The sequence below is a fragment of the Pseudomonas fluorescens Q2-87 genome, assembly GCF_000281895.1.
Lineage (GTDB): Bacteria > Pseudomonadota > Gammaproteobacteria > Pseudomonadales > Pseudomonadaceae > Aquipseudomonas > Aquipseudomonas fluorescens_S.
Genome location: NZ_CM001558.1, coordinates 5,738,451 through 5,758,884, shown reverse-complemented (window position 1 = coordinate 5,758,884; position 20,434 = coordinate 5,738,451). Strand labels below are relative to the sequence as shown.

General features: G+C 61.8%; 18 protein-coding genes. 17 read left to right on the top strand and 1 reads right to left on the bottom strand.

Annotation, left to right across the window (positions count from 1 at the left end):
• From waaC to PFLQ2_RS02505, 13 genes are all read left to right on the top strand, one after another.
• Positions 1 to 1,059 carry a lipopolysaccharide heptosyltransferase I gene (waaC, locus tag PFLQ2_RS02445; RefSeq protein ID WP_003186527.1) on the top strand — a complete coding sequence of 353 codons (1,059 nt, stop codon included), beginning with the start codon at positions 1 to 3 and terminating at the stop codon, positions 1,057 to 1,059.
• Positions 1,059 to 2,183 (top strand): glycosyltransferase family 4 protein, encoded by a 1,125-nt coding sequence (locus tag PFLQ2_RS02450; protein WP_003186526.1) that lies wholly within the window; start codon positions 1,059 to 1,061, stop codon positions 2,181 to 2,183. Before waaC ends, PFLQ2_RS02450 begins: the two co-directional genes overlap by 1 nt.
• A complete protein-coding gene (gene rfaP, locus PFLQ2_RS02455) occupies positions 2,180 to 2,986 on the top strand; it encodes a lipopolysaccharide core heptose(I) kinase RfaP (RefSeq protein ID WP_003186525.1) in 807 nt (268 codons plus the stop codon). The genes PFLQ2_RS02450 and rfaP overlap by 4 nt, the downstream gene beginning before the upstream one ends.
• Positions 2,986 to 3,720, top strand: a complete 735-nt coding sequence (locus PFLQ2_RS02460; RefSeq protein ID WP_003186524.1) for a lipopolysaccharide kinase InaA family protein — start codon at positions 2,986 to 2,988, stop codon at positions 3,718 to 3,720. The genes rfaP and PFLQ2_RS02460 overlap by 1 nt, the downstream gene beginning before the upstream one ends.
• On the top strand, positions 3,717 to 4,469 hold the full coding sequence (locus PFLQ2_RS02465) for a lipopolysaccharide kinase InaA family protein (RefSeq protein WP_003186523.1): 753 nt from the start codon (positions 3,717 to 3,719) through the stop codon (positions 4,467 to 4,469). Before PFLQ2_RS02460 ends, PFLQ2_RS02465 begins: the two co-directional genes overlap by 4 nt.
• Positions 4,469 to 5,917 carry a lipopolysaccharide kinase InaA family protein gene (locus PFLQ2_RS02470; RefSeq protein ID WP_003186522.1) on the top strand — a complete coding sequence of 483 codons (1,449 nt, stop codon included), beginning with the start codon at positions 4,469 to 4,471 and terminating at the stop codon, positions 5,915 to 5,917. Before PFLQ2_RS02465 ends, PFLQ2_RS02470 begins: the two co-directional genes overlap by 1 nt.
• A 345-nt stretch (positions 5,918 to 6,262) precedes the next feature.
• A complete protein-coding gene (locus tag PFLQ2_RS02475; protein ID WP_003186520.1) occupies positions 6,263 to 8,020 on the top strand; it encodes a carbamoyltransferase family protein in 1,758 nt (585 codons plus the stop codon).
• Complete coding sequence (locus PFLQ2_RS02480; protein WP_003186518.1) at positions 8,004 to 9,134, top strand: glycosyltransferase; 1,131 nt, start codon at positions 8,004 to 8,006, stop codon at positions 9,132 to 9,134. The genes PFLQ2_RS02475 and PFLQ2_RS02480 overlap by 17 nt, the downstream gene beginning before the upstream one ends.
• The gene (locus PFLQ2_RS02485) at positions 9,134 to 10,030 is read left to right on the top strand and encodes an antimicrobial resistance protein Mig-14 (RefSeq protein WP_003186516.1); all 897 of its coding nucleotides are present in this window, start codon (positions 9,134 to 9,136) and stop codon (positions 10,028 to 10,030) included. Before PFLQ2_RS02480 ends, PFLQ2_RS02485 begins: the two co-directional genes overlap by 1 nt.
• 8 nt (positions 10,031 to 10,038) lie before the next feature.
• Positions 10,039 to 11,442, top strand: coding sequence for a PIG-L deacetylase family protein (locus PFLQ2_RS02490; protein WP_033046629.1), 1,404 nt, complete (start codon positions 10,039 to 10,041; stop codon positions 11,440 to 11,442).
• A gap of 84 nt (positions 11,443 to 11,526) precedes the next feature.
• Entirely contained in the window at positions 11,527 to 12,483 is a 957-nt protein-coding gene (locus PFLQ2_RS02495; protein ID WP_003186512.1) for a glycosyltransferase family protein, read from the top strand.
• Between the two features lie 57 nt (positions 12,484 to 12,540).
• Positions 12,541 to 13,305: a hypothetical protein gene (locus tag PFLQ2_RS02500; RefSeq protein WP_003186509.1), complete on the top strand. Its 765-nt coding sequence runs from the start codon at positions 12,541 to 12,543 to the stop codon at positions 13,303 to 13,305.
• Positions 13,306 to 13,353: 48 nt separating this feature from the next.
• Positions 13,354 to 14,457 (top strand): glycosyltransferase, encoded by a 1,104-nt coding sequence (locus PFLQ2_RS02505; RefSeq protein WP_003186506.1) that lies wholly within the window; start codon positions 13,354 to 13,356, stop codon positions 14,455 to 14,457.
• Here the strand turns inward: PFLQ2_RS02505 and PFLQ2_RS02510 are convergent.
• Positions 14,443 to 15,048, bottom strand: a complete 606-nt coding sequence (locus PFLQ2_RS02510; RefSeq protein WP_003186504.1) for a hypothetical protein — start codon at positions 15,046 to 15,048, stop codon at positions 14,443 to 14,445. The genes PFLQ2_RS02505 and PFLQ2_RS02510 overlap by 15 nt on opposite strands.
• A 107-nt stretch (positions 15,049 to 15,155) precedes the next feature.
• On the opposite strand from PFLQ2_RS02510, the gene PFLQ2_RS02515 reads away from it, so the two are divergent.
• The 4 genes from PFLQ2_RS02515 (at position 15,156) to hldE (ending at position 20,369) form a co-directional block, all read left to right on the top strand.
• Positions 15,156 to 16,328 (top strand): O-antigen ligase family protein, encoded by a 1,173-nt coding sequence (locus tag PFLQ2_RS02515; RefSeq protein WP_003186502.1) that lies wholly within the window; start codon positions 15,156 to 15,158, stop codon positions 16,326 to 16,328.
• A gap of 15 nt (positions 16,329 to 16,343) precedes the next feature.
• Entirely contained in the window at positions 16,344 to 18,149 is a 1,806-nt protein-coding gene (gene msbA / locus PFLQ2_RS02520; RefSeq protein ID WP_003186500.1) for a lipid A export permease/ATP-binding protein MsbA, read from the top strand.
• Between the two features lie 90 nt (positions 18,150 to 18,239).
• Positions 18,240 to 18,848, top strand: a complete 609-nt coding sequence (cysC, locus tag PFLQ2_RS02525; RefSeq protein WP_003186497.1) for an adenylyl-sulfate kinase — start codon at positions 18,240 to 18,242, stop codon at positions 18,846 to 18,848.
• Between the two features lie 99 nt (positions 18,849 to 18,947).
• On the top strand, positions 18,948 to 20,369 hold the full coding sequence (hldE, locus tag PFLQ2_RS02530; protein WP_003186495.1) for a bifunctional D-glycero-beta-D-manno-heptose-7-phosphate kinase/D-glycero-beta-D-manno-heptose 1-phosphate adenylyltransferase HldE: 1,422 nt from the start codon (positions 18,948 to 18,950) through the stop codon (positions 20,367 to 20,369).
• The last annotated feature ends 65 nt before the right edge of the window (positions 20,370 to 20,434 follow it).

The following is a 20,434-nucleotide window of genomic DNA, read 5'->3' as shown; positions in this document are numbered from 1 at the left end:
TTGCGGGTATTGCTGATCAAGACTTCTTCGCTGGGGGATGTGGTCCACACCCTGCCGGCTTTGACCGACGCCGCGCGGGCGATTCCCGGGATCAAGTTCGATTGGGTGGTGGAAGAAGGCTTCGCCGAAATCCCTACCTGGCACCCGGCCGTGGGCAAGGTCATCCCGGTGGCGATCCGACGCTGGCGCAAGAACCTCTGGCAAACCATCAAGAGCGGCGAATGGCGACGCTTCAAACAGAGCGTGCGCGCCGAAAAATATGACCTGGTGATCGATGCGCAGGGCCTGCTGAAAAGCGCCTGGCTGACCCGCTACGTCAAGGCTCCGGTGGCAGGCCTGGACAAAGACTCTGCCCGTGAACCCCTGGCCGCGCGGTTCTACTCTCGCCGGCTGGCAGTGGCGCGCGGTCAGCATGCGGTTGAGCGTGTGCGGCAATTGTTCGCCGTGGCGCTGGGTTATGACTTGCCCAAGACCCTGGGCAACTATGGCCTGAACGTCGATCGCCTGGTCGAGTTGCCACGCAAATATCCTTATGTGGTTTTCCTGCATGGCACGACGTGGGAGTCCAAGCACTGGCCTGAGCTCTACTGGCGCCAGCTCACCGAGCGCATGAGCCAATTCGGCGTGGTGGTAAAGCTGCCGTGGGGCAATCCGCTGGAGAAGGCCCGGGCCGAACGCATCGCCAAGGGCCTGCGCAATGTCGAGGTCTTGCCGAAACTGAACCTGGGCGGCATGGGCAAGGTGCTTGCCGGCGCCCAGGCTTGCGTGGCAGTCGACACGGGGCTCGGCCACCTGGCCGCGGCCTTGGATGTGCCGACCATTTCGCTGCTCGGCCCTACCAACCCGGTGCTTACCGGTGCCTACGGCAAGCGCCAGGTTCATCTCGCCAGCGATTTTCCTTGCGCCCCTTGCATGCAGAAACAATGCACCTACCCGCCGACGGCCGAAGATGCCCGTCGGTTTGACCTGAAACGCGAACAGCCTCTGTGCTTCACGCGTCTGAACCCCGAGCGTGTTGCCAGCCACTTGAGCACGTTATTGGCTGAGGAGCCGCGCTGATGCAATTGGCTTTTGTCCTTTATAAGTACTTCCCCTTCGGTGGCTTGCAGCGTGACTTCATGCGCATCGCCCTGGAGTGCCAGCGCCGCGGTCACCAGATCCGCGTCTACACACTGATCTGGGAAGGCGACGTCCCACCGGGCTTCGAGGTGCTGGTGGCGCCGGTCAAGGCGCTGTTCAACCATCGTCGCAACGAAAAACTCAGCGCGTGGATGGAGGCCGACCTGGCGAAGCGCCCGGTGGACCGCTTGATCGGCTTCAACAAAATGCCTGGCCTGGACGTGTACTACGCCGCCGACGGCTGCTTCGAGGACAAGGCGCAAAACCTGCGCAACTCGCTGTACCGGCGTTGGGGTCGCTACCGGCACTTCGCCGAATACGAGCGGGCGGTGTTCGCCAAGGACGCGAAAACCGAGGTGCTGATGATTTCCGAAGTCCAGCAGCCGCTGTTCATCAAGCACTACGACACGCCGCTGGAGCGCTTTCACCTGCTGCCGCCGGGCATCGCCCAGGACCGTCGGCGGCCCGCCGATGCCGACGAGATCCGCGCCGCGTTCCGTGCCGAATTCGAATTGGCCGATGACGATCTGCTGCTGGTACAAATCGGTTCCGGGTTCAAGACCAAGGGCGTGGATCGCAGCCTCAAGGCCTTGGCCGCGCTGCCCTCGGAGCTGAAAAAACGCACCCGCCTATTTGTAATCGGCCAGGACGACCCCAAAGTATTCCAATTGCAGAGCGCCGCCCTTGGGCTCGGTGACAACGTGCGGTTCCTCAAGGGCCGCAGCGACATCCCGCGTTTCCTGCTGGGCGCCGACTTGCTGATCCATCCGGCGTACAACGAGAACACCGGTACGGTACTGCTCGAAGCCCTGGTGGCCGGATTGCCGGTGCTGGTCAGCGCGGTGTGCGGGTACGCCCATTACATCGCCGAGGCCGACAGCGGCCTGGTGCTCGATGAGCCATTCGAACAGGCGCAGCTCACCGAGTACCTGGGCCGGATGCTGAGCGATGCCGATGCACGGGCGGCCTGGAGTCGCAACGGTCTGGCCTTCGCCGAGACGGCCGACCTCTACAGCATGCCGCAGCACGCGGCCGATGTGATATTGGCGGAGCACGCACAATGAAACTGATGCTGGCCGAACCGTTCAAGAGCCTTTGGGCCGGACGCGATGCGTTCACCGAAGTCGAAGCGCTCAAGGGCGAGGTCTATCGCGAACTGGAAGCCCGGCGCACGTTGCGTACGGAGGTGGACGGTCGCGGCTTTTTCGTGAAGATCCATCGTGGCATCGGTTGGGGCGAGATCTTCAAGAACCTGATCACCGCCAAATTGCCGGTCCTCGGCGCAGGGCAGGAATGGAAAGCGATCCAGCGCTTGCAGGAAGTCGGCGTGCCGACCATGACCGCCGTGGCTTATGGCGAGAAGGGTAGCAATCCGGCGGACCAGCACTCGTTCATCGTCACCGAAGAACTGGCGCCGACCATCAGCCTTGAAGACTTCAGCATCGACTGGGTCAAGCAGCCGCCACAGCCGGCGCTCAAGCGTGCCCTGATCGCCGAAGTGGCGCGCATGACGGGCATGATGCACCGTGCCGGGGTCAACCATCGTGACTGCTACATCTGCCATTTTTTGCTGCACACCGACAAGCCGGTGACGCCTGGAGATTTCAAGCTCTCGGTGATTGACCTGCACCGTGCCCAGACCCGTCCGGCCATCACCACTCGCTGGCGCAACAAGGACCTGGCGGCGCTGTATTTCTCGGCGCTGGACATCGGCCTGACCCGCCGCGACAAGCTGCGCTTTCTCAAGGGCTATTTCCAGCAGCCGCTGCGGCGGATCCTCGCCGAAGAGGCGTCGCTGCTGAGCTGGCTCGAAGGCAAGGCCAACAAGTTGTATGCCCGCAAACAGCGGTACGGGGACGCGCTCTGATGTCGGGCTGGAAACTGGAACCGGCCTACGCCGACCTGGCACAGGATTTTGGCAGTCTCGACGCGGTGTTTGCCCTGCAAGGGGAGCGGCTGACCCGTGATCCGTTGTCGGAGGTGGTCCGGGTGCAGCGCAACGGCGTGAATTACTACGTCAAGCGCTACGTCGGGGCTGGCAAGGGCTTGCGCCGCTACTTGGGTAAGCCGCGGGTAAAGTCCGAGTGGCAGAACCTCAAGCGCTTCGCCAAATGGGGCATTCCCACCGCCGAAATCATTGCCTGGGGCCTGGAGCGCAACGGCGCGACCTACGCACGTGGCGCGATGATCACCCGTGAGCTGCCCGATACCGAAGATCTCTCGGCCCTGGCCGAACGTCATGATCCGCGGCTGGCGGATCGTGCCTGGGTCGATGGCGTGAGCCAGCAACTGGCGAACTACACACGGACCATGCATGGCCATCGCTTTACCCACAACGATTTGAAATGGCGCAACCTGCTGATCGATGACCAGTCACGACTGTTCCTGATCGATTGTCCGAACGGGGATTTCTGGCGTGGTTTCTGGCTCAAGTACCGGATCACCAAAGACCTGGCGTGCCTGGACAAAGTGGCCAAGTATCACTTGTCGGCCACCCAGCGACTGCGCTTTTACCTGCAATACCGCCAGCGTGATCGGCTCGATGCGTGCGACAAGAAACGCATCCGCCACGTGGTGAGATTTTTCGAGGGGCGTGAATGACTGATTTTCTGGCCGCTGAAGACCGGGCGTTGCTGCAACGTCATGGCCTGGACAGCTTCGAAGCCTTATGGGCGCGCGAACTGGACGCGGTGGATGAGCCCAACACTTCGGGCGATGGGTGGAGCAGCGTGTTCCGGCTGGAGCTGGAGGGCCGCGGCTACTACCTCAAGCGCCAGAGCAATTACCTGACCCGGACTTGGTCGCATCCCTTTGGCGAGCCGAGTTTTTCCCGGGAGTTTCGCAACATCAGCCGTTATCGCCAACTGGGGATTCCGGCCCTGCAAGCAGTCTTCTACGGCCAGCGCAAGGTGGACGGCGAAGTGCGGGCGATCCTGCTGACCCGAGCCCTGGATGGCTGGGATGACCTGGATTCGCTGTTGCAACGCTGGCCGACCCTGACGGCGGCGCAACATGCCACCATCCTTGAAGCCTGCGGCCAGTTGGCGCGGCGCCTGCACGAGGTGCGCCAGGTGCACGGTTGCTTTTATCCCAAGCACATCTTCCTGCAAGCCACTGCCAGCGGCTACCAGGCGCAATTGATCGATTTGGAAAAGACCCGGCCGTTGCTGTTCGGCCAGCGTGATCGAGTCAAGGATTTAGAGCCGTTGCTGCGTCGCGCCGCCATATGGAGCGACGCTGATGTGCGCCAGCTGTTGTCTACCTATCTGGACCAGCCGCCCGACAGCGGGCTGGTCGATGGCTGGGTGACTCGACTGAGCGCCCGGCGCAGCCATAAGGAGGCCCGTTGATGCAGTTGTCCGAATTGAAGAGCGCTGGCCGCAGCCCCAGCCTGCCACTGAGCCTGACATTGGCCGATGCCGCAGGCCCGGCGCAATTGCAATTGCTGACGCTGCTGCGGGTACTGCCGGGGCAGCGTTACGTCGGTGCGGGCGTCTGGCGCGGTCGCCCGGTCCTTGCAAAATTGCTGGTAGGCAGCAAGGCCGCCCGGCATTTTCAACGGGAATTGCAAGGCGTGCGCCTGCTGGCGGAACAAGGGCTGACGACTCCGCTATTGCTCGCCGATGGCCTGAAAGAGGGCGAAGGTGGCTGGTTGTTGTTCGAGTTGCTCGAAGGCGCCGAGAGCCTGGGGGATGCCTGGAGATACGTCGAGCAGTTGCCATTGTTGGCAGATGAACAAACAGCGGTGCTGGCCGAGGCTTTGGGCGCCATCGCGCAATTGCATGGCAAAGGCCTGTGGCAGGAAGACCTGCACCTGGACAATCTGCTGCGTCACGATGGCAAGCTCTATTTGATCGATGGGGCTGGCATTCGCGCCGAAACCCCGGGACAGCCATTGTCTCGACAAAAAGTCCTCGAGAACCTGGGCGTGTTTTTCGCCCAATTACCCAAGTCCCTCGAGCCGTTCAATGAAGAGCTGCTGGTGTATTACCTGCTGGGCAACGCCGAACATGCGTTGCCCATGGAAGCCCTGCAAAAACAGATCGACAAGGTTCATGCCTGGCGCCTGAAAGACTTCCTGGAAAAGGTTGGGCGCGAGTGCAGCCTGTTCAGTGTGCGGCGCGGGGCGTTTGGCCTGCGGGCGATTCGTCGCGATGAAGAAGCGGCCATGCTCCCGGTGCTGGAACAGGCGGACGCCTTGCTCGACCAGGGTCACCTGTACAAGACCGGTGGCGCGGCGAGCGTCGGCAAGGTCGAGGTAAGCGGTCGCCCCCTGGTGATCAAGCGCTACAACATCAAGAATTTCGCCCATTGGCTCAAGCGCTTCTGGCGCCCGAGCCGTGCCTGGCACTCCTGGCGCGAAGGCCATCGCCTGGCTTTCCTCGGCATCGCCACGCCCAAGCCCCTGGCGGTGATGGAAAAGCGTTTCCTGTGGCTGCGCCGCGGCGCTTACCTGGTCACCGAATACCTGGCGGGGCCGGACATTATCGAGCGCTTTGCGCCCTATGTGGCGAACGGCGAAGCGCCCGAGCGTGAATTGCTTGCGCTGGACCGGCTGTTCACCGACCTGATCCGCGAGCGCATCAGCCACGGCGACTTCAAGGGCCATAACCTGTTCTGGCAGCACGACCGCTGGGCGTTGATCGACCTCGACTCGATGTGCCAGCACCGCTCCGACGCCAGCTTCGCCCAGGCCTACGCCCGGGATCGCGCGCGGTTCATGCGTAACTGGCCTGAGGACAGTGCGTTGTATCGGGTGATTGATCAGCGGGTGCCCAAGGTCGTCGACAACGCTTGAACCCTGCTGTGACCGTGCCGCTCACTCGAGGCAATCGATGACCCCGTGGCGAGGGAGCTTGCTCCCGCTGGGCTGCGTAGCAGCCCCAAAGCCATTCAACGCCGTGCACCAGTGAAAAACAGTTGGCAGGTTTTACGACCGCCGCGCAGTCGAGCGGGAGCAAGCTCCCTCGCCACGGGGTTATGCCTGGCTGCCAATAAAGCTACTTGCCACTCACCGCTAGAGGCTTGCTGCCGCTTTTAAGCTATAATCCCGCCCTTTAGCTGCCCCGCGCCCTTGGCGAGCGGCACATCAATTTTTCGAGGCGCTTGTCGCCCGTATGCAGACATAAGAGGCTAGACCCCTGTGGCATTGACGATTCTTGGCCTGTCCGGCGCCCTTAGCCATGATCCTTCCGCAGCGCTGTACATTGACGGCAAGCTGATCGCGGCGGCCGAGGAAGAGCGCTTCGTACGCGATAAACATGCAAAGAACCGCATGCCTTATGAGTCGGCGAAGTTCTGCCTGGAACAGGCTGGCATCAAGCCGTCCGACGTCGATGTGGTGGCGATTCCGTTCGCCCCGATCAGCCTGTTCGGCGAGGCGCGCTGGCATTACGCCAAGCGTTACTGGTACGCCCCGGATCGTGCCCTCGATGCGATCCTGATGGGCAACCGTCGCTACAAGCGCTATCGCCGCAAGATCGTCTGGTGCCTGGAGCAACTGGGCTTCGATCCGAAAAAAATCAAGATCGAGCCGGTCGAGCACCACTTGGCCCACGCCTCCAGCGCCTATCACTGCTCGGGTTTCCAGGAAAAAACCGCGATCCTGGGCATCGACGGCAAGGGCGAATACGCCACGACCTTCTTCGGTTATGGTGAGAACGGCAAGATCCACAAGATCAAGGAATTCTTCGATCCGGACTCCCTGGGCGGCCTGTATGGCGCGATCACCGAGTTCCTCGGTTTTGAGATGCTCGACGGCGAATTCAAGGTCATGGGTATGGCGCCCTACGGCGATGCCAGCAAGTACGATTTCTCGCGCCTGGCGTCGTTCGAAAATGGCGAGTTGGTGATCAACACCGACTACGCCAACGTGATCGGCTTGCGTCGCTATAAAGAAAAGGGCAAGGGCTTCTACTTCTCGCCGAAGCTGATCGAATGGCTCGGCCCGAAACGCGAAGGCGACATCGCTGACGAGCCGTACATTCACTACGCGGCCAGCATGCAGGCGCTGTTCGAGAAGCTCGCGCTGCAAATGATCGACCATTACCTGGGTGACGTGCTCAAGGAAACCGGCAAGCTGGCGTTCGCTGGCGGCTGCGCATTGAACGTCAAGCTGAACCAGAAAATCATCGCCCGTGACGACGTCAAGGAACTGTTCGTGCAACCGGCTTCCGGCGACGCCGGCACCGCAGTAGGTGCGGCGGCCTATGTGTCCCATGTCCGTGGCGTGCCAGTGGAGAAGATGGAACATGTCTATCTCGGCCCGGCCTACAGCAACGAAGACGTGATCGCCGCGTGCGCCCGCCACCCGAGCAAACCGGCCTGGCGCAAGATCGACAACACTCCTGAGCGGATTGCCAAGATCATGGTCGACGGCAACCCGGTCGCCTGGTTCCAGGGACGCATGGAATTCGGTCCGCGCGCCTTGGGCGGTCGTTCGATCATTGGTTGCCCAAGCGCCAGTGGCGTGGCTGATCGCATCAACGAACAGATCAAGTTCCGCGAGCGCTGGAGGCCTTTCTGCCCGTCGATGCTCGACACCGTCGCGCCGCAGATGATCAAAGTCGATCACCCGGCCCCCTTCATGACCTTCACCTTCGAAGTGGCCGAAGAATGGAAGACCCGCGTGCCGGAAGTCGTCCATGAAGACGGCACTTCCCGGGCCCAGGTGCTCAAGCGCGAATACAACCCGCGCTACTACGACATGATGAAGGCCCTGGAAGTCCTGACCGGCAACGGCGTGTCCCTAAACACTTCGCTCAACCGCCGTGGCGAGCCGATGATCTGCTCGCCGACCGACGCGCTGAACATGTTCTTCGGCTCCGACCTGCAGTACCTGATCATGGAAGACATTCTGGTGGTCAAAGACGGCGTGGATGCTTATGACACGCTCGGCTGAGCGACATGTGCTGCAGTTTTGCCACGGTTATGACGGGCCGTTCCTGGACTGTGCCCGTCAGTACGCCAGCCTGTTCGCGGGGACTGGCTATCGCGTGACCACGGTGTTCCTCACCGGGGCGGCGGACGCGCAAGTCGCCGCTGGTTGTGCCTCGGACGAGGTGCTGTTCATGGAGTACAGCTCCAGCGCCATTCGTGGCCTGAAGCTGGGCGCCATCGGCGATTTGCGCAAGATCGCCGCTTCGCGCAACTTCAGTTTCTGCATCGCCCATCGCTTCAAGCCGATCTACATCGCCCTGCTTGGCACCGGCCTGCCGGTGATTGGCGTGCACCATGCCTTTGGCGATTACCAACGGCGTACCCGCCGTCTGTTCGCTCACCTTTTTCGCAAGCGCCTGAGCTTGCTCGGGGTCTCCGACGCGGTGCGCGACGACATGCGCCGCTGCCTGCCGAAATGGCCGGTTGCCAGGATCCAGACGCTCTACAATCGCATCGATCTCGAGGCCACCCAGGCCTGCCTGGTTTCTCGGGATGAAGCGCGCCAGACCCTCGGGCTGGATACGAACGCCTGGATTGTCGGCAATGTCGGTCGCCTGCACCCGGACAAGGATCAGGCCACCTTGCTGCGCGGATTTGCCGCGGCACTGGCGTACCTGCCCGCCCATAGCCAACTGGCGATCCTCGGCAAGGGCCGTCTGGAGCAGGACCTTCGGGAGCTGGCGCTGGAGTTGGGCATTGCCGATCGCGTGCTGTTTCTCGGTCAGGTGCCCGAGGCGCGCCGTTACTTCCGTGCTTTTGATGTATTTGCCCTGAGCTCCGACCATGAGCCATTCGGCATGGTGCTGCTCGAAGCCATGGGCGCCGGGGTCCCCCTGCTGGCCACGGCCTGTGGCGGTGCGAAGGAAGTGGTCGAGGGCGTGGGCATTCTGTTTCCGCTGGGCGACGCCGAACATATGGCCCAGGGGCTGCAACACCTGGCTGCCATGGACGAATCGCAGCGTCGCCAATGCGCCGAGCTGATGCTCGACCGCCTGCGCGAGCGGTTCTCGGATCGCGCCGTTCGCGAGGCATTCTGGCGCTTGCCCCAAGTCACCGAACTGGCGCCGAGGGCCTGATGCTCAACCGATTCCAAGGCTGGCGCGAGCGCGGCTGGTCAACCATAGACGCGTCGATGTATGCCCAGGCCTGGCAGCGCTATGGCGGCAGTGTGGCCACCCATCCGCAGGTGATCGAACGTCTGGCGGCCCTGGCCGGGATTCCCGTGCGCTACCTGGCGTTCGAACAAGATGGTGAGCTCAAGGCAGCCATTGCGACCTGGGGTCGTGACCTCGCGTTATCCAAGGACGTGCTCAAGCGCAACGGCAAAAAGGGCCTGTTCGACTTGGGGAACGCCGAGTTGATTCTACCGGCGGCTCCCGACGCCCAGGCGCCGTTGCGCCACCGCGCACGTTACCTGTCGGCCCTCAACGAAGGGCGCTTCAGTGGCATGAAGTTGCAGCAGGAGCAACTGGCCATGGCCCGTACCCCGGAAGAATTGTCGAAGAAGTTTCGCTACAACCAGCGTCGTGAGCTGCGCTTGCTGGAAGAAGCGGGCGGTGTGGTACGGCCGGTCGACGAGTTCTCCAGTACGGAGCTGGCTGCGATTTACTGCGACCTCTTCCTGCGTCGCTGGGGCTTTGCGGCCACCGGAGCCGAGCGCATGGCCGAAGTAATCGAGCTGTTGCGCGAATGGCTGATCGGTTCGGTGATCTTCCTCAACGATGCGCCGATCGCCATTCAATTGGTGTACCGCGTCGAAGCGCCGGAATGGATCAGCGTCGAGTACATCAACGGCGGCGTCGACCCGCAGACCCGAGAGTTCAGCCCCGGCAGCGTGTTGAGCTTCCTCAACACCCAGAGCGCCTGGGAACATGCCCGTGCCGCCGGCAAGCCGTTGCGTTTTTCATTCGGTCGGGCGGACCGGGAGTACAAGGACCGTTGGTGCAACCCCGTGCCGGTGTTTACCGTATGAACCCGCCGATAAGTCGAAAGCAGCAATTGCTCAAGCGTCACCGCCGCAACAAGCGCGTCGGGCTGTTGCTTGCGTTTGTCGTACTGGTCTTGCTCGGCATCCTGGTGGCCTGGTGGTTGCCGCTGGTGCTGGCGGTACTGGCCTGGGTCGCCCATGAAGCGTGGTTCGCCGACCACTTGTTTTATTCGCCTCGCGACGACTACCAATACAGCTTCCCGCCGTTCACCCAGCAACCCAAGGTGCACCTGAATAATGGGCACCTGCGGTTGGACGAAGGGGTGATCCTGGACGATGGCGCGACGCTGATCCTCGCGTTGCGAATGAAAAGTACCTGGCTGGGGCGCTTCATCGACCCGGCTGTCGAGTTGTCGGGCGGTGAATGTCCGGACCGGCAAACTTTCGAGCGCGGCGTCAACGGCCTGCGCTACCTCAACCTGAGCGAGCAGGGCCCGGCGCTGTCCCGGGGCGAGCTGCGCCTGCGCGGACGTTTTTGCCGCTTGCAGGGCGAGCCGACGCTATGGTCTTTCACCTCGCCGCAGGTCCAGCGTCAGCGGGTGATGGTCATCGCGCCCCACGCCGACGATGCGGAACTGGCCGCCTATGGGCTGTACAGCCAGGCGGATGAAGCCTGGATCGTGACTCTGACGGCGGGTGAAATCGAAGCCGAGCATTACCAGCAGATGGGCCTGGATCGTGCCGAAGCCGCGCGGCTCAAGGGCCGCTTGCGCGCCTGGGACAGCATCGCCGTGCCGCGCTGGGCCGGGGTTCCGGAGGCCCATTGTGTTCAGCTGGGTTACTTCTGCCTGCAACTGGCCGCGATGCAGGCCGCGCCCGACCAGCCCCAGGGCTCCCGGGAGGCGGACCTGAGCGATACCCGACTGTTGCGCCAGATGAACCCGTTTTCCCTGCCCGGCGATGCCGATGGCGCGCCGACCTGGACCAATCTGCTGGCCGATCTGCGGGAACTGCTGCTCAAGGCGCGTCCCGAGGTCATCGTGTTGCCGCACCCCACCCTCGACCCGCATCCCGACCATCTCTGCGCACACCATGCCGTCCTGCAGGCCCTCGAAGGCTTGCCATGGCAACCCACCACGCTGTTGGGCTACGCCAATCACCTGCACGACAACGACCGCTGGCCCATGGGCGATGCGGGTGCGGGCATTGCGTTGCCGCCGTACTTCGACCCGGGCCGGCCAATGCATCCCGTCAGCCTGCCGTTGGCACTGCCCGGCCAGCGCGACAAGGCCATGGCGTTGGGCATGATGCACGATCTGCAACCGCGAGCGCCGTTCAAGCGTCGCCTGCGCCGTGGTCTCCAACGTTTGCTGGCTGGGCGTGCCGGATCGCCTTATGGCGAGAACGAATTTTTTCGCAAGGCCGTGCGTCGCCATGAACTGTTCTGGCGGCTTTAACGGCTCAAGGCGGGGCGTCTTTGCGCTACGGCACATCAAGGCCCCCGGTTATTTATCAAGTCGTTCGGTGCCGCAAGGAAGACGATGAAAGTTCTATTTCTGGTGCAGAAAGAGCAGCGGGCCATCCTGGACCGACTCTACGAAGGTGTGGCTGCTCACTGCGAATGCGACCTGCGTTGGCTCGACAGCCAGGAGCAACGCAACCTGCGTGGCTATTTTCGGCGGCACGTGGATGTATCGCGCTACGACCGGATCGTATTTTTCCTGCGCTTCAAGCAGGAGATCCGCCAGGTCGGTTTCATCCGCACGATCCCCAACCTGGTGATCCTAGAGCACGACGCCTACCAGAACTACATCCCGTGCAAATACACCGGCAAGTTCAGCGCGCACTATCGTCGCCTGCCGTGGGTGCGTGTCATCAGCTCCGGCTTCATGGTGACTGAACGCCTGCGCGGCGAAGGTTTCGATGCGGTATTCGTGCCCAAGGGCTACGATCAGTCGCTATTGCAGGATCAGGGGCGTGAGCGCGATATCGAACTGGCCTTCGTCGGCAGCACCAACAGTGTCGCCTACAGTGGCCGCAAGGCGCTGCTCGATGAGCTGGGTCGCGTTGAGCCGCTGGTCGTCACCCGGACCAAGTCCGGCGAAGAATATTGCGATACGCTCAACCGTATTCGCTTTTTCGTCAGTGCCGATGTCGGTATGGGCGAGTTCATGATCAAGAATTTCGAAGCCATGGCCTGTGGCTGTGTGCTGCTGGCGTTCGATCAAGGTGCCGATGAGGCACATGCGCTGGGTTTGCAGGACATGCATAACGTGGTGCTGTACCGCGACATCGCGCAACTTCAGGAAAAACTGTCCAGGCTGCGCGCCGACCCCGAGCTGGCGCGCAGCGTGGCCCGCAACGGCCAGGAGCTGGCGCTGGCGCAGTTCAGCTTCGCGCGCATCGGTCAGAAAATCGTTCAAGCGCTGGAACCGCCGTTACGGCCTCGGGCACCGTTGAGTCTTCTGGAAACATTGCGCCTGAAGCTAGGCGTTTGACAGGAACCGTTGCGTCATCCTGATGTTCGGGTGGCGTTTGGTTAAATGGTATTTCACGTGCAGTTTTCCGACGATAGTGACGTTACTCTGGTGGTGACCAGTTGTGGCCGGCTCGATTTGCTCGAGCGAACGCTGGAGAGTTTCGACCGGTTCAATACCGCGCCGATTCGTGAGGTCTTCATCACCGAGGATGCCGGGGACGAAGGCGTCCACGCCGTTGTCCCTGCCAGCTGGAAACACCGCACCACGGTTTTCGTCAATCGGCCGAAGCTGGGGCAGTTGGCCTCGATCGACCTGGCGTACGGGCAGGTGAAGACGCCCTACGTCTTTCATTGCGAGGATGACTGGGAGTTCTATCGCCCGGCCTTCGTGGAGGATTCGCGCACGGTCCTGGAGCAGCGTCCCGAGATCCTGCAAGTGTGGCTGCGCAATTATGTCTATGACTTGAGTGTCCATAGCCCTTACATCCACCTGGGCGAGCGGGAAGTCATCGGAGGAGTGCCCTGTTATCCATTGATTTCAGATAAACCTGAATGGCAGAGTTTTTCTCTCAACCCGGGGTTGCGACGGTTGAAGGAGTATCGGCTTTGCGCGCCCTTTGCCGGTTTCGGTGGTGAAAAAGCCCTGTCCCTTCGCTATGCACAGCTGAACTTGACGGCGGTGATGCTGGAAGGGGATGCTGTTTTGCACACCGGATTCGGCGTCCATGTGGAAGTGCCCATGGAGCGTCGGCGCAAGGCGCGTCGCAAGCGCCGCGAGCAACTCAAGATATCCCTGGTTCTCTTGCTCGGAGTCTGCATTGGCTGGCTTATCAATTACTGAATGCCGCGAAGCACGAGTTCCGGTTCGCGATAAAAGGTTTGCCGCTCGATGAGCATTATCAATGTCATGTGGGCGGGCGGTTCGCCGTTCGCTTCGGTACACAAGGTTCATGAACAGATTCTTTCGCGGATGGAGCCTGCGATGCCTGTCAGAACCTGGCTCTTGCAGGGCTCGGCGTCCGCCTGCCAGGTCGACGTAGGGCCGGCGCTCGAGTGGAATCTGACCTCTTCGCGACTCAAGGGCCGGCATGTCTGGCGCCTGTTCAAACCCCTCATGCACAGCCGTTTTCGCCAGGCGTTGCTCGACGGCGATGCTCGCGTGGTGTTGCTCGATGGCGCCGGTGTGGCCCGGACCTTATTGCCTGTTCTCAAGGACATGCCGCAGATCCGGGTGGTGGTGATTTTCCATGGCGCAACGCGGCTCAGTCGTGCGGGGCGTGATTTGCTGCGCGGGTTCCCGGCTTCACGCCTGATCCTTGCTGCGGTTTCCGAGACCCTGGCGACGTCGCTCCAGGATGACCTGGACATCCCGGTGACCGCGTTACGCAGTGCCTTCGATCCAGTGGCCTTCCAGACCGCGCTCTTGTCCCGTGAAGAGGCGCGAGCCCGATTGGGCTTGCCTTGTACGCAAGGGCGGGTATTTGGCGCAGTCGGGCGACTGGTGGACAACAAGGGGTTTGCCAGCCTGCTTGAGGCGTTTGGTCGGGCAGCGGCCGATCATTCCGATTGGCGTCTGGTGATTGTTGGTGAAGGGCCCAGTCGCGAGGCGCTACAAGCACGTATTGAACAGCCGGACCTGCTAGGCAAGGTCTCGCTGACAGGACATATCGAGGACGCGGCGACGCTTTACAGGGCGTTTGATTGGGTGCTGGTCCCGTCCAGGAATGAGGGCCTCGGGCTGATCCTTCAGGAGGCTGTGCTGGCTGGTATTCCGGTGCTGGCCAGCGATCTCGCGGTCTTTCGCGAACAATTGGGCGACACTGGTTGGTATGCGCCGGTCAACGCGGAAGGTGACTGGAGTGCGGCGATCGCAAGGGCGGCCCAGGCGCCGGCCGACGCAGTCGCTGCGGCGCAATACCAGGCACTGGCGCCTGATAAGGCCTGGCTGAGTTTCAGTCAGACCGCCCGCCAGCTGATTTCAGGCAGCCAATAAGGCGTTTTCCAATGCCTGCATTGGAAAGCTCCCGTTCAGGTTCTCTCGGGCAATATAACGAGCGAAATGTTGTAGATTGCGGCGTGCCAGGTAGCGTGGCAGGGGAGAGCGCAGGAAACGCATGTCAGCAACGTCAATCAGTCCCAGCGTGTTTTCAGGGGTGACGACGATGTTGCCCAAATGCAGCGAACGAAAATAAATGCCGCTGGCATGCAGGCTGCGAATCAGTTCGACCAGCGCCGGAAGGGCCTGCTGCCAGCTGAAGTTTTCCTGAATCGATAACTGACGCAGGGTTTTTCCTGGGAGTGGCCGATACAGTACAGCGGTCATGCCGGGCTTTTGCAGCTTGTAAAAGGCCAGCACTTCAAGCGTCGGTACGCCGAGCTCCTGGAGGCGGGCAGCATTATCGATGAATCGTGCGGAATATGGCCGTAGAAGGGCCGAAGAAAAAAGCCGCTTGCGGCGAAACAATTTAAGGATGTTCCCATCCTGCAGCAGATAGACTTTTGGGCCGTAGCTGTCGGCCTCCAGAATGTTGGCGCCTTCAATCAATTGATTCAAAGCGGCTTGGGGAAGCCGTGAGGATTGCATCGTAGGGAAACCTTGTTGAAAGAACCGGTGCCATGGCGGGCCATGATGCCCAAAAGTTTTTGTTTTCACCATGCCGGTTTGGCAGGTAGACCGTTTAGGAGCGATAGATGCAGGCAACGCGTTGGGCACAATGTTGGATGGCCTTTGGCTTGTTATGGTTTTTGCTGGCAATAGCCCTGGCACCGACCAACAAAGTCTATCAACAAGGTTTGGTTGCCTTCGTCTGGCTGCCGGCGATCATCTTCGCCTGGCCGGCCCGTCAACGACTGCTGGAGTTGTGGCGCGCGCAGCGTTTGATTTATACGGCTTTGTTGGCGCTGATGGCCTGGGCATTGATCACGCTGCTCTGGGCCGAAGCCGCCGAACCTGTTCGCGAGATCAAGCGGCTGCTGTATATCCTGGTGTTCCTGTTGTTTTTCCCGATCCTTGCCAATGGCCAACCCGACCGAGTGATTCGCATCATGCAATGGGGTGGCCTGGGGCTGGCGCTGACTGCCTTGATGGCCATCGTCCGTTTCTACGGCTTGGCAAACAACCCATGGGATGCGCGCGTGGAAGGGCTGGGAGAGTTGTCCCATCCGATCCTCGGCGGTTACGTGATCGGTCTGGCGGCTGTCTGGATGCTGCACTGGGTGCCGCGCCATTTCGGCCTGCGACTGCTTTGGGTAGTCGCCCTGGCGCTGCTGGCGGTGTTCGTGGTGGCGAGCCAGAGTCGCGGCGCCGCACTGGCCCTGCTGCTCAGCGTATTGGCCATGCCGATCTACTGCCGGGACCAGCGTGCCCGCATAATCGCCGCCACGGCGCTGGTGCTGGCGATGCTGACCTTCTGGCTGCTCGAACCGCTGGTAATGGCTCGCGGCGCCTCCTATCGCCCCGAGATTTTCATATCGAGCCTGCACATGATCGCCGAGCGTCCATGGGGCGGCCTTGGAATCGCCGCGGACTACCGGATTACCAGCCACGGCCTGACGTTTGATCATGCTCACAATCTGTTCAGTCATGTTGCCATCCAATTCGGGTTGCCTGGGCTATTGCTGTGGTGCGTCGTCTGGTTCGCCGTGTTGCGCGAAGCCTGGCGGGCCCGGGACAGCCTGCTGGGCCGGGGCGTGCTCGGCATGTGGGTATTTTCGTTCCTGGCGATGCAATTCGATGCCGCCAGCCTGGCTGGAACCCCCCGCGCCGAGTGGTTCATCAGCTGGCTGCCGATTGGCCTGGCGAGCGTTTTGACCTGGGCGCGGGTCAATTCCGATGGCTGTGATAAAATTCCGCGTTCTTCCTAACCAGTGAGCCTGACGATGAGTGACGCACCGCCAAAAGCGGAACAGGATTCCAGCCTGAAGATCTATTTTCGCTTGCTGGGATACGTCAAACCCTACGCGGGCATTTTCCTGCTGAGTATCGTGGGTTTCGTGATATTTGCTTCCACCCAGCCCATGCTGGCCGGGATCCTCAAATATTTTGTCGATGGCTTGAGCAACCCTGATGCGGTGCTCTTTCCCAATGTGCCATACCTCAAGGACCTGAAACTGCTGATGGCGGTGCCGCTGCTGATCATCCTGATCGCTGCCTGGCAGGGCCTGGGCTCATTCCTGGGCAACTATTACCTGGCCAGGGTTTCCCTGGGGTTGGTGCATGACCTGCGGGTCGAGTTGTTCAAGAAGTTGCTGGTGCTGCCCAACCGCTATTTCGACACCCACAATTCCGGGCACCTGATTTCCCGAATCACCTTCAACGTGACCATGGTCACCGGCGCGGCTACCGATGCGATCAAGGTGGTGATACGCGAAGGGCTTACCGTGGTGTTCCTCTTCGCCTACCTGGTGTGGATGAACTGGAAGCTGACTCTGGTCATGCTGGCGATCCTGCCGCTGATTGCGGTCATGGTCAGCAGCACCAGCAAGAAATTTCGCAAGCAAAGCAAGAAAATCCAGGTGGCCATGGGCGACGTGACACACGTCGCCTCCGAAACCATCCAGGGCTACCGCGTGGTGCGCAGCTTCGGCGGCGAGGCCTACGAGGAGCAGCGCTTTGCCAGCGCCAGCCAGGGCAATACCGATAAGCAATTGCGCATGACTCGCACCGGTGCGGTCTATACGCCCATGCTGCAACTGGTGATCTACACCGCCATGGCGGCCCTGATGTTCCTGGTGCTGTTCCTGCGCGGCGACGCGACCGCCGGTGACTTGGTGGCCTACATCACTGCGGCGGGCTTGCTGCCCAAGCCGATTCGCCAGCTCTCGGAAGTCAGTTCCACCATCCAGAAAGGCGTGGCCGGTGCCGAAAGCATCTTCGAGCAATTGGATGTCGAGCCTGAAGTCGACAAGGGCACCGTCGAGCAGGAACGCGTCAGCGGCCGTCTTGACGTGCGTAACCTGAGCTTTACCTACCCCGGCGCTGACCGCGAGGTGCTCAAGGACATCAGTTTCACGGCGGCACCCGGGCAGATGATCGCGTTGGTGGGGCGTTCGGGCAGCGGCAAGTCGACCCTGGCGAGTCTCATCCCGCGTTTCTATCACCATGAGGTCGGCCAGATACTGCTCGACGACGTGGAAATCGAAGACTACCGGCTGCGCAACCTGCGTCGTCATGTGGCCCAAGTCACCCAGCACGTCACGCTGTTCAATGACACAGTGGCCAACAACATCGCCTACGGTGATCTGGCCGGCGCGCCACGGGCCGACATCGAAAAGGCTGCCCAGGATGCCTACGCGATGGATTTCATTGCGCAGTTGCCCAACGGCCTGGACACCGAAGTGGGCGAAAACGGCGTGCTGCTGTCCGGCGGCCAGCGTCAGCGCCTGGCGATTGCCAGGGCACTGTTGAAAAACGCACCGTTACTGATCCTTGACGAGGCGACCTCGGCGCTGGATACCGAGTCCGAACGGCACATCCAGGCGGCACTGGACCAGGTCATGAAGGGCCGCACTACCTTGGTCATCGCCCACCGGCTGTCGACCATTGAAAAGGCCGACATGATCCTGGTGATGGACCAGGGCCGTATCGTCGAACGGGGCACCCATGGCGAGCTCCTGGCGCAGAATGGCTACTATGCGCGTCTGCACGCCATGGGCCTGGACGCTCCCGCTCAGAATATCGCCTGAGTCTGTGGGAGCGTATGGACCTGTTCAGTGGCTACACTCCGGTAATGCCGCTGCGGTGGGTGTGCCCGTGTGACGATGAGATGCCCGGCCATGAACGAAACGACAGGGATAGCGATGCAACAGGCACAGGTTCGCCCTTATGCGCTGGCGGTCACGCCACAGGATCGGGCCGCCATCAAGGCCCAGCGGCCACGCTGCATCTGGCTGACCGGGTTGTCGGGGGCTGGCAAGTCGACGCTGGCCAACGCCTTGGAAGCGCGGCTCAATCGGCAAGGGCTGCATACGTCGCTGCTCGATGGCGACAACCTGCGCCAGGGGCTGTGCCGGGGCCTGGGCATGGATGCCGAGGCCCGCAAGGAGAACATTCGGCGCATCGCCGAGGTGGCGCGGCTGATGGTCGATGCCGGCCTGATCGTCATCGTCGCCGCCATTTCGCCGTTTCGCGCCGACCGGGAGGCGGCCCGCCAGTTGTTTCCTGCAGATACCTTTATCGAGGTATACATCAGCACACCTTTTGAAGTCTGCGCGCAGCGTGACCCAAAGGGGTTGTATCGCGAAGCCCGTGCCGGGCGGATCAAGAATTTCACCGGCCTGGACAGCCCCTACGAAGCGCCACTTGCGCCGGATTGCCAGATTGACACCAGCGAGGTGGAACTGGCCCAGGCCTGTGAGCGCCTGCTGGCGCTGCTGCAGGATTGACCGGCGACGCGCCCTGTCATCGCGTCGCTGCCATGGCCAAGCCTGCGCCAACCCTGTGCTAATATCGCGGCCCTGTTCATTTTGTATGTGGGATGTTCCATGAAGTTGTCCATGCCGCGATTCGATCAAGCCCCTGTATTGGTGGTCGGCGATGTCATGCTCGACCGCTACTGGCATGGCGGTACCTCCCGGATTTCCCCTGAGGCCCCGGTACCGGTGGTCAAGGTCGAGCACATCGAGGATCGCCCCGGTGGTGCCGCCAACGTTGCCCTGAACATCGCCGCCCTCGGCGCGCCGGCTTCCCTGGTGGGCGTGACCGGTGACGACGAAGCCGCCGACAGCCTGACCAACAGCCTCAAGGGCGCTGGCGTGCGGGCGATTTTCCAGCGCATTGCGCACCAGCCGACCATCGTCAAGCTGCGGGTCATGAGTCGCCACCAGCAACTGCTGCGCATCGACTTCGAAGAACCGTTCGCCACCGATCCCCTGGCTCTTGGCGCCGAAGTCGACAACCTGCTCGAAGGCATCAAGGTGCTGGTGCTGTCGGACTACGGCAAAGGCGCGTTGAAAAACCACCAGGTGTTGATCCAGGCCGCCCGTGCCCGTGGCATTCCTGTGTTGGCCGATCCCAAGGGCAAGGATTTTTCCATCTACCGTGGCGCCAGCCTGATCACGCCGAACCTCAGCGAGTTCGAAACCATCGTCGGCGGTTGCGTCGATGAGCATGAACTGGTGAGCAAAGGCGCCCAGTTGATGGCAGACCTCGACCTCGGTGCCCTGCTGGTGACCCGTGGCGAACATGGCATGACCTTGCTGCGCCCCGATCACCCTGCGTTGCACCTGCCGGCCCGTGCCCGTGAAGTGTTCGACGTGACAGGCGCCGGCGACACGGTGATTTCCACGCTGGCCGCCGCTATTGCCGCTGGCGAGGAACTGCCTCATGCCGTGGCCCTGGCGAACCTGGCGGCGGGCATCGTCGTTGGTAAGCTCGGTACGGCGGCCATCAGTGCCCCGGAACTGCGGCGCGCCATCCAGCGCGAAGAAGGTTCCGAGCGGGGCGTGCTGGGCCTGGAGCAGTTGCTGCTGGCCGTTGACGATGCCCGTGCCCACAACGAACGAATCGTCTTTACCAACGGTTGCTTCGACATCCTCCACGCCGGCCACGTGACTTACCTGGAGCAGGCTCGCGCCCAGGGGGATCGCTTGATCGTTGCGGTCAATGACGATGCCTCCGTAAGCCGTCTCAAGGGGCCGGGTCGTCCGATCAACAGCGTTGACCGGCGCATGGCAGTCCTCGCCGGCCTTGGCGCGGTGGATTGGGTGATCAGCTTCAGCGAGGGCACGCCGGAAAACCTGCTGCGCCAGGTCAAGCCGGATGTGCTGGTCAAGGGCGGCGACTATGGCATCGACCAAGTCGTTGGAGCGGACATCGTCACGGCCTACGGCGGCACGGTGAAAGTGCTGGGGCTGGTGGAAAACAGCTCGACGACGGCGATTGTGGAGAAGATCCGCAATAACTGAGTCGCACTTTGTAGTATGGCGACTGTTGTGGCGAGGGAGCTTGCTCCCGCTTGGGTGCGCAGCGC

Excerpts from the sequence above, each read along its gene's own strand:
- PFLQ2_RS02450 (WP_003186526.1), top strand. The coding sequence starts at position 1,059 with ATGCAATTGGCTTTTGTCCTTTATAAGTACTTCCCCTTCGGTGGCTTG.
- rfaP (WP_003186525.1), top strand. The coding sequence starts at position 2,180 with ATGAAACTGATGCTGGCCGAACCGTTCAAGAGCCTTTGGGCCGGACGC.
- PFLQ2_RS02460 (WP_003186524.1), top strand. The coding sequence starts at position 2,986 with ATGTCGGGCTGGAAACTGGAACCGGCCTACGCCGACCTGGCACAGGAT.
- PFLQ2_RS02465 (WP_003186523.1), top strand. The coding sequence starts at position 3,717 with ATGACTGATTTTCTGGCCGCTGAAGACCGGGCGTTGCTGCAACGTCAT.
- PFLQ2_RS02470 (WP_003186522.1), top strand. The coding sequence starts at position 4,469 with ATGCAGTTGTCCGAATTGAAGAGCGCTGGCCGCAGCCCCAGCCTGCCA.
- PFLQ2_RS02480 (WP_003186518.1), top strand. The coding sequence starts at position 8,004 with ATGACACGCTCGGCTGAGCGACATGTGCTGCAGTTTTGCCACGGTTAT.
- PFLQ2_RS02485 (WP_003186516.1), top strand. The coding sequence starts at position 9,134 with ATGCTCAACCGATTCCAAGGCTGGCGCGAGCGCGGCTGGTCAACCATA.
- PFLQ2_RS02495 (WP_003186512.1), top strand. The coding sequence starts at position 11,527 with ATGAAAGTTCTATTTCTGGTGCAGAAAGAGCAGCGGGCCATCCTGGAC.
- PFLQ2_RS02505 (WP_003186506.1), top strand. The coding sequence starts at position 13,354 with ATGAGCATTATCAATGTCATGTGGGCGGGCGGTTCGCCGTTCGCTTCG.
- PFLQ2_RS02510 (WP_003186504.1), bottom strand. The coding sequence starts at position 15,048 with ATGCAATCCTCACGGCTTCCCCAAGCCGCTTTGAATCAATTGATTGAA.
- PFLQ2_RS02515 (WP_003186502.1), top strand. The coding sequence starts at position 15,156 with ATGCAGGCAACGCGTTGGGCACAATGTTGGATGGCCTTTGGCTTGTTA.
- msbA (WP_003186500.1), top strand. The coding sequence starts at position 16,344 with ATGAGTGACGCACCGCCAAAAGCGGAACAGGATTCCAGCCTGAAGATC.
- cysC (WP_003186497.1), top strand. The coding sequence starts at position 18,240 with ATGAACGAAACGACAGGGATAGCGATGCAACAGGCACAGGTTCGCCCT.
- hldE (WP_003186495.1), top strand. The coding sequence starts at position 18,948 with ATGAAGTTGTCCATGCCGCGATTCGATCAAGCCCCTGTATTGGTGGTC.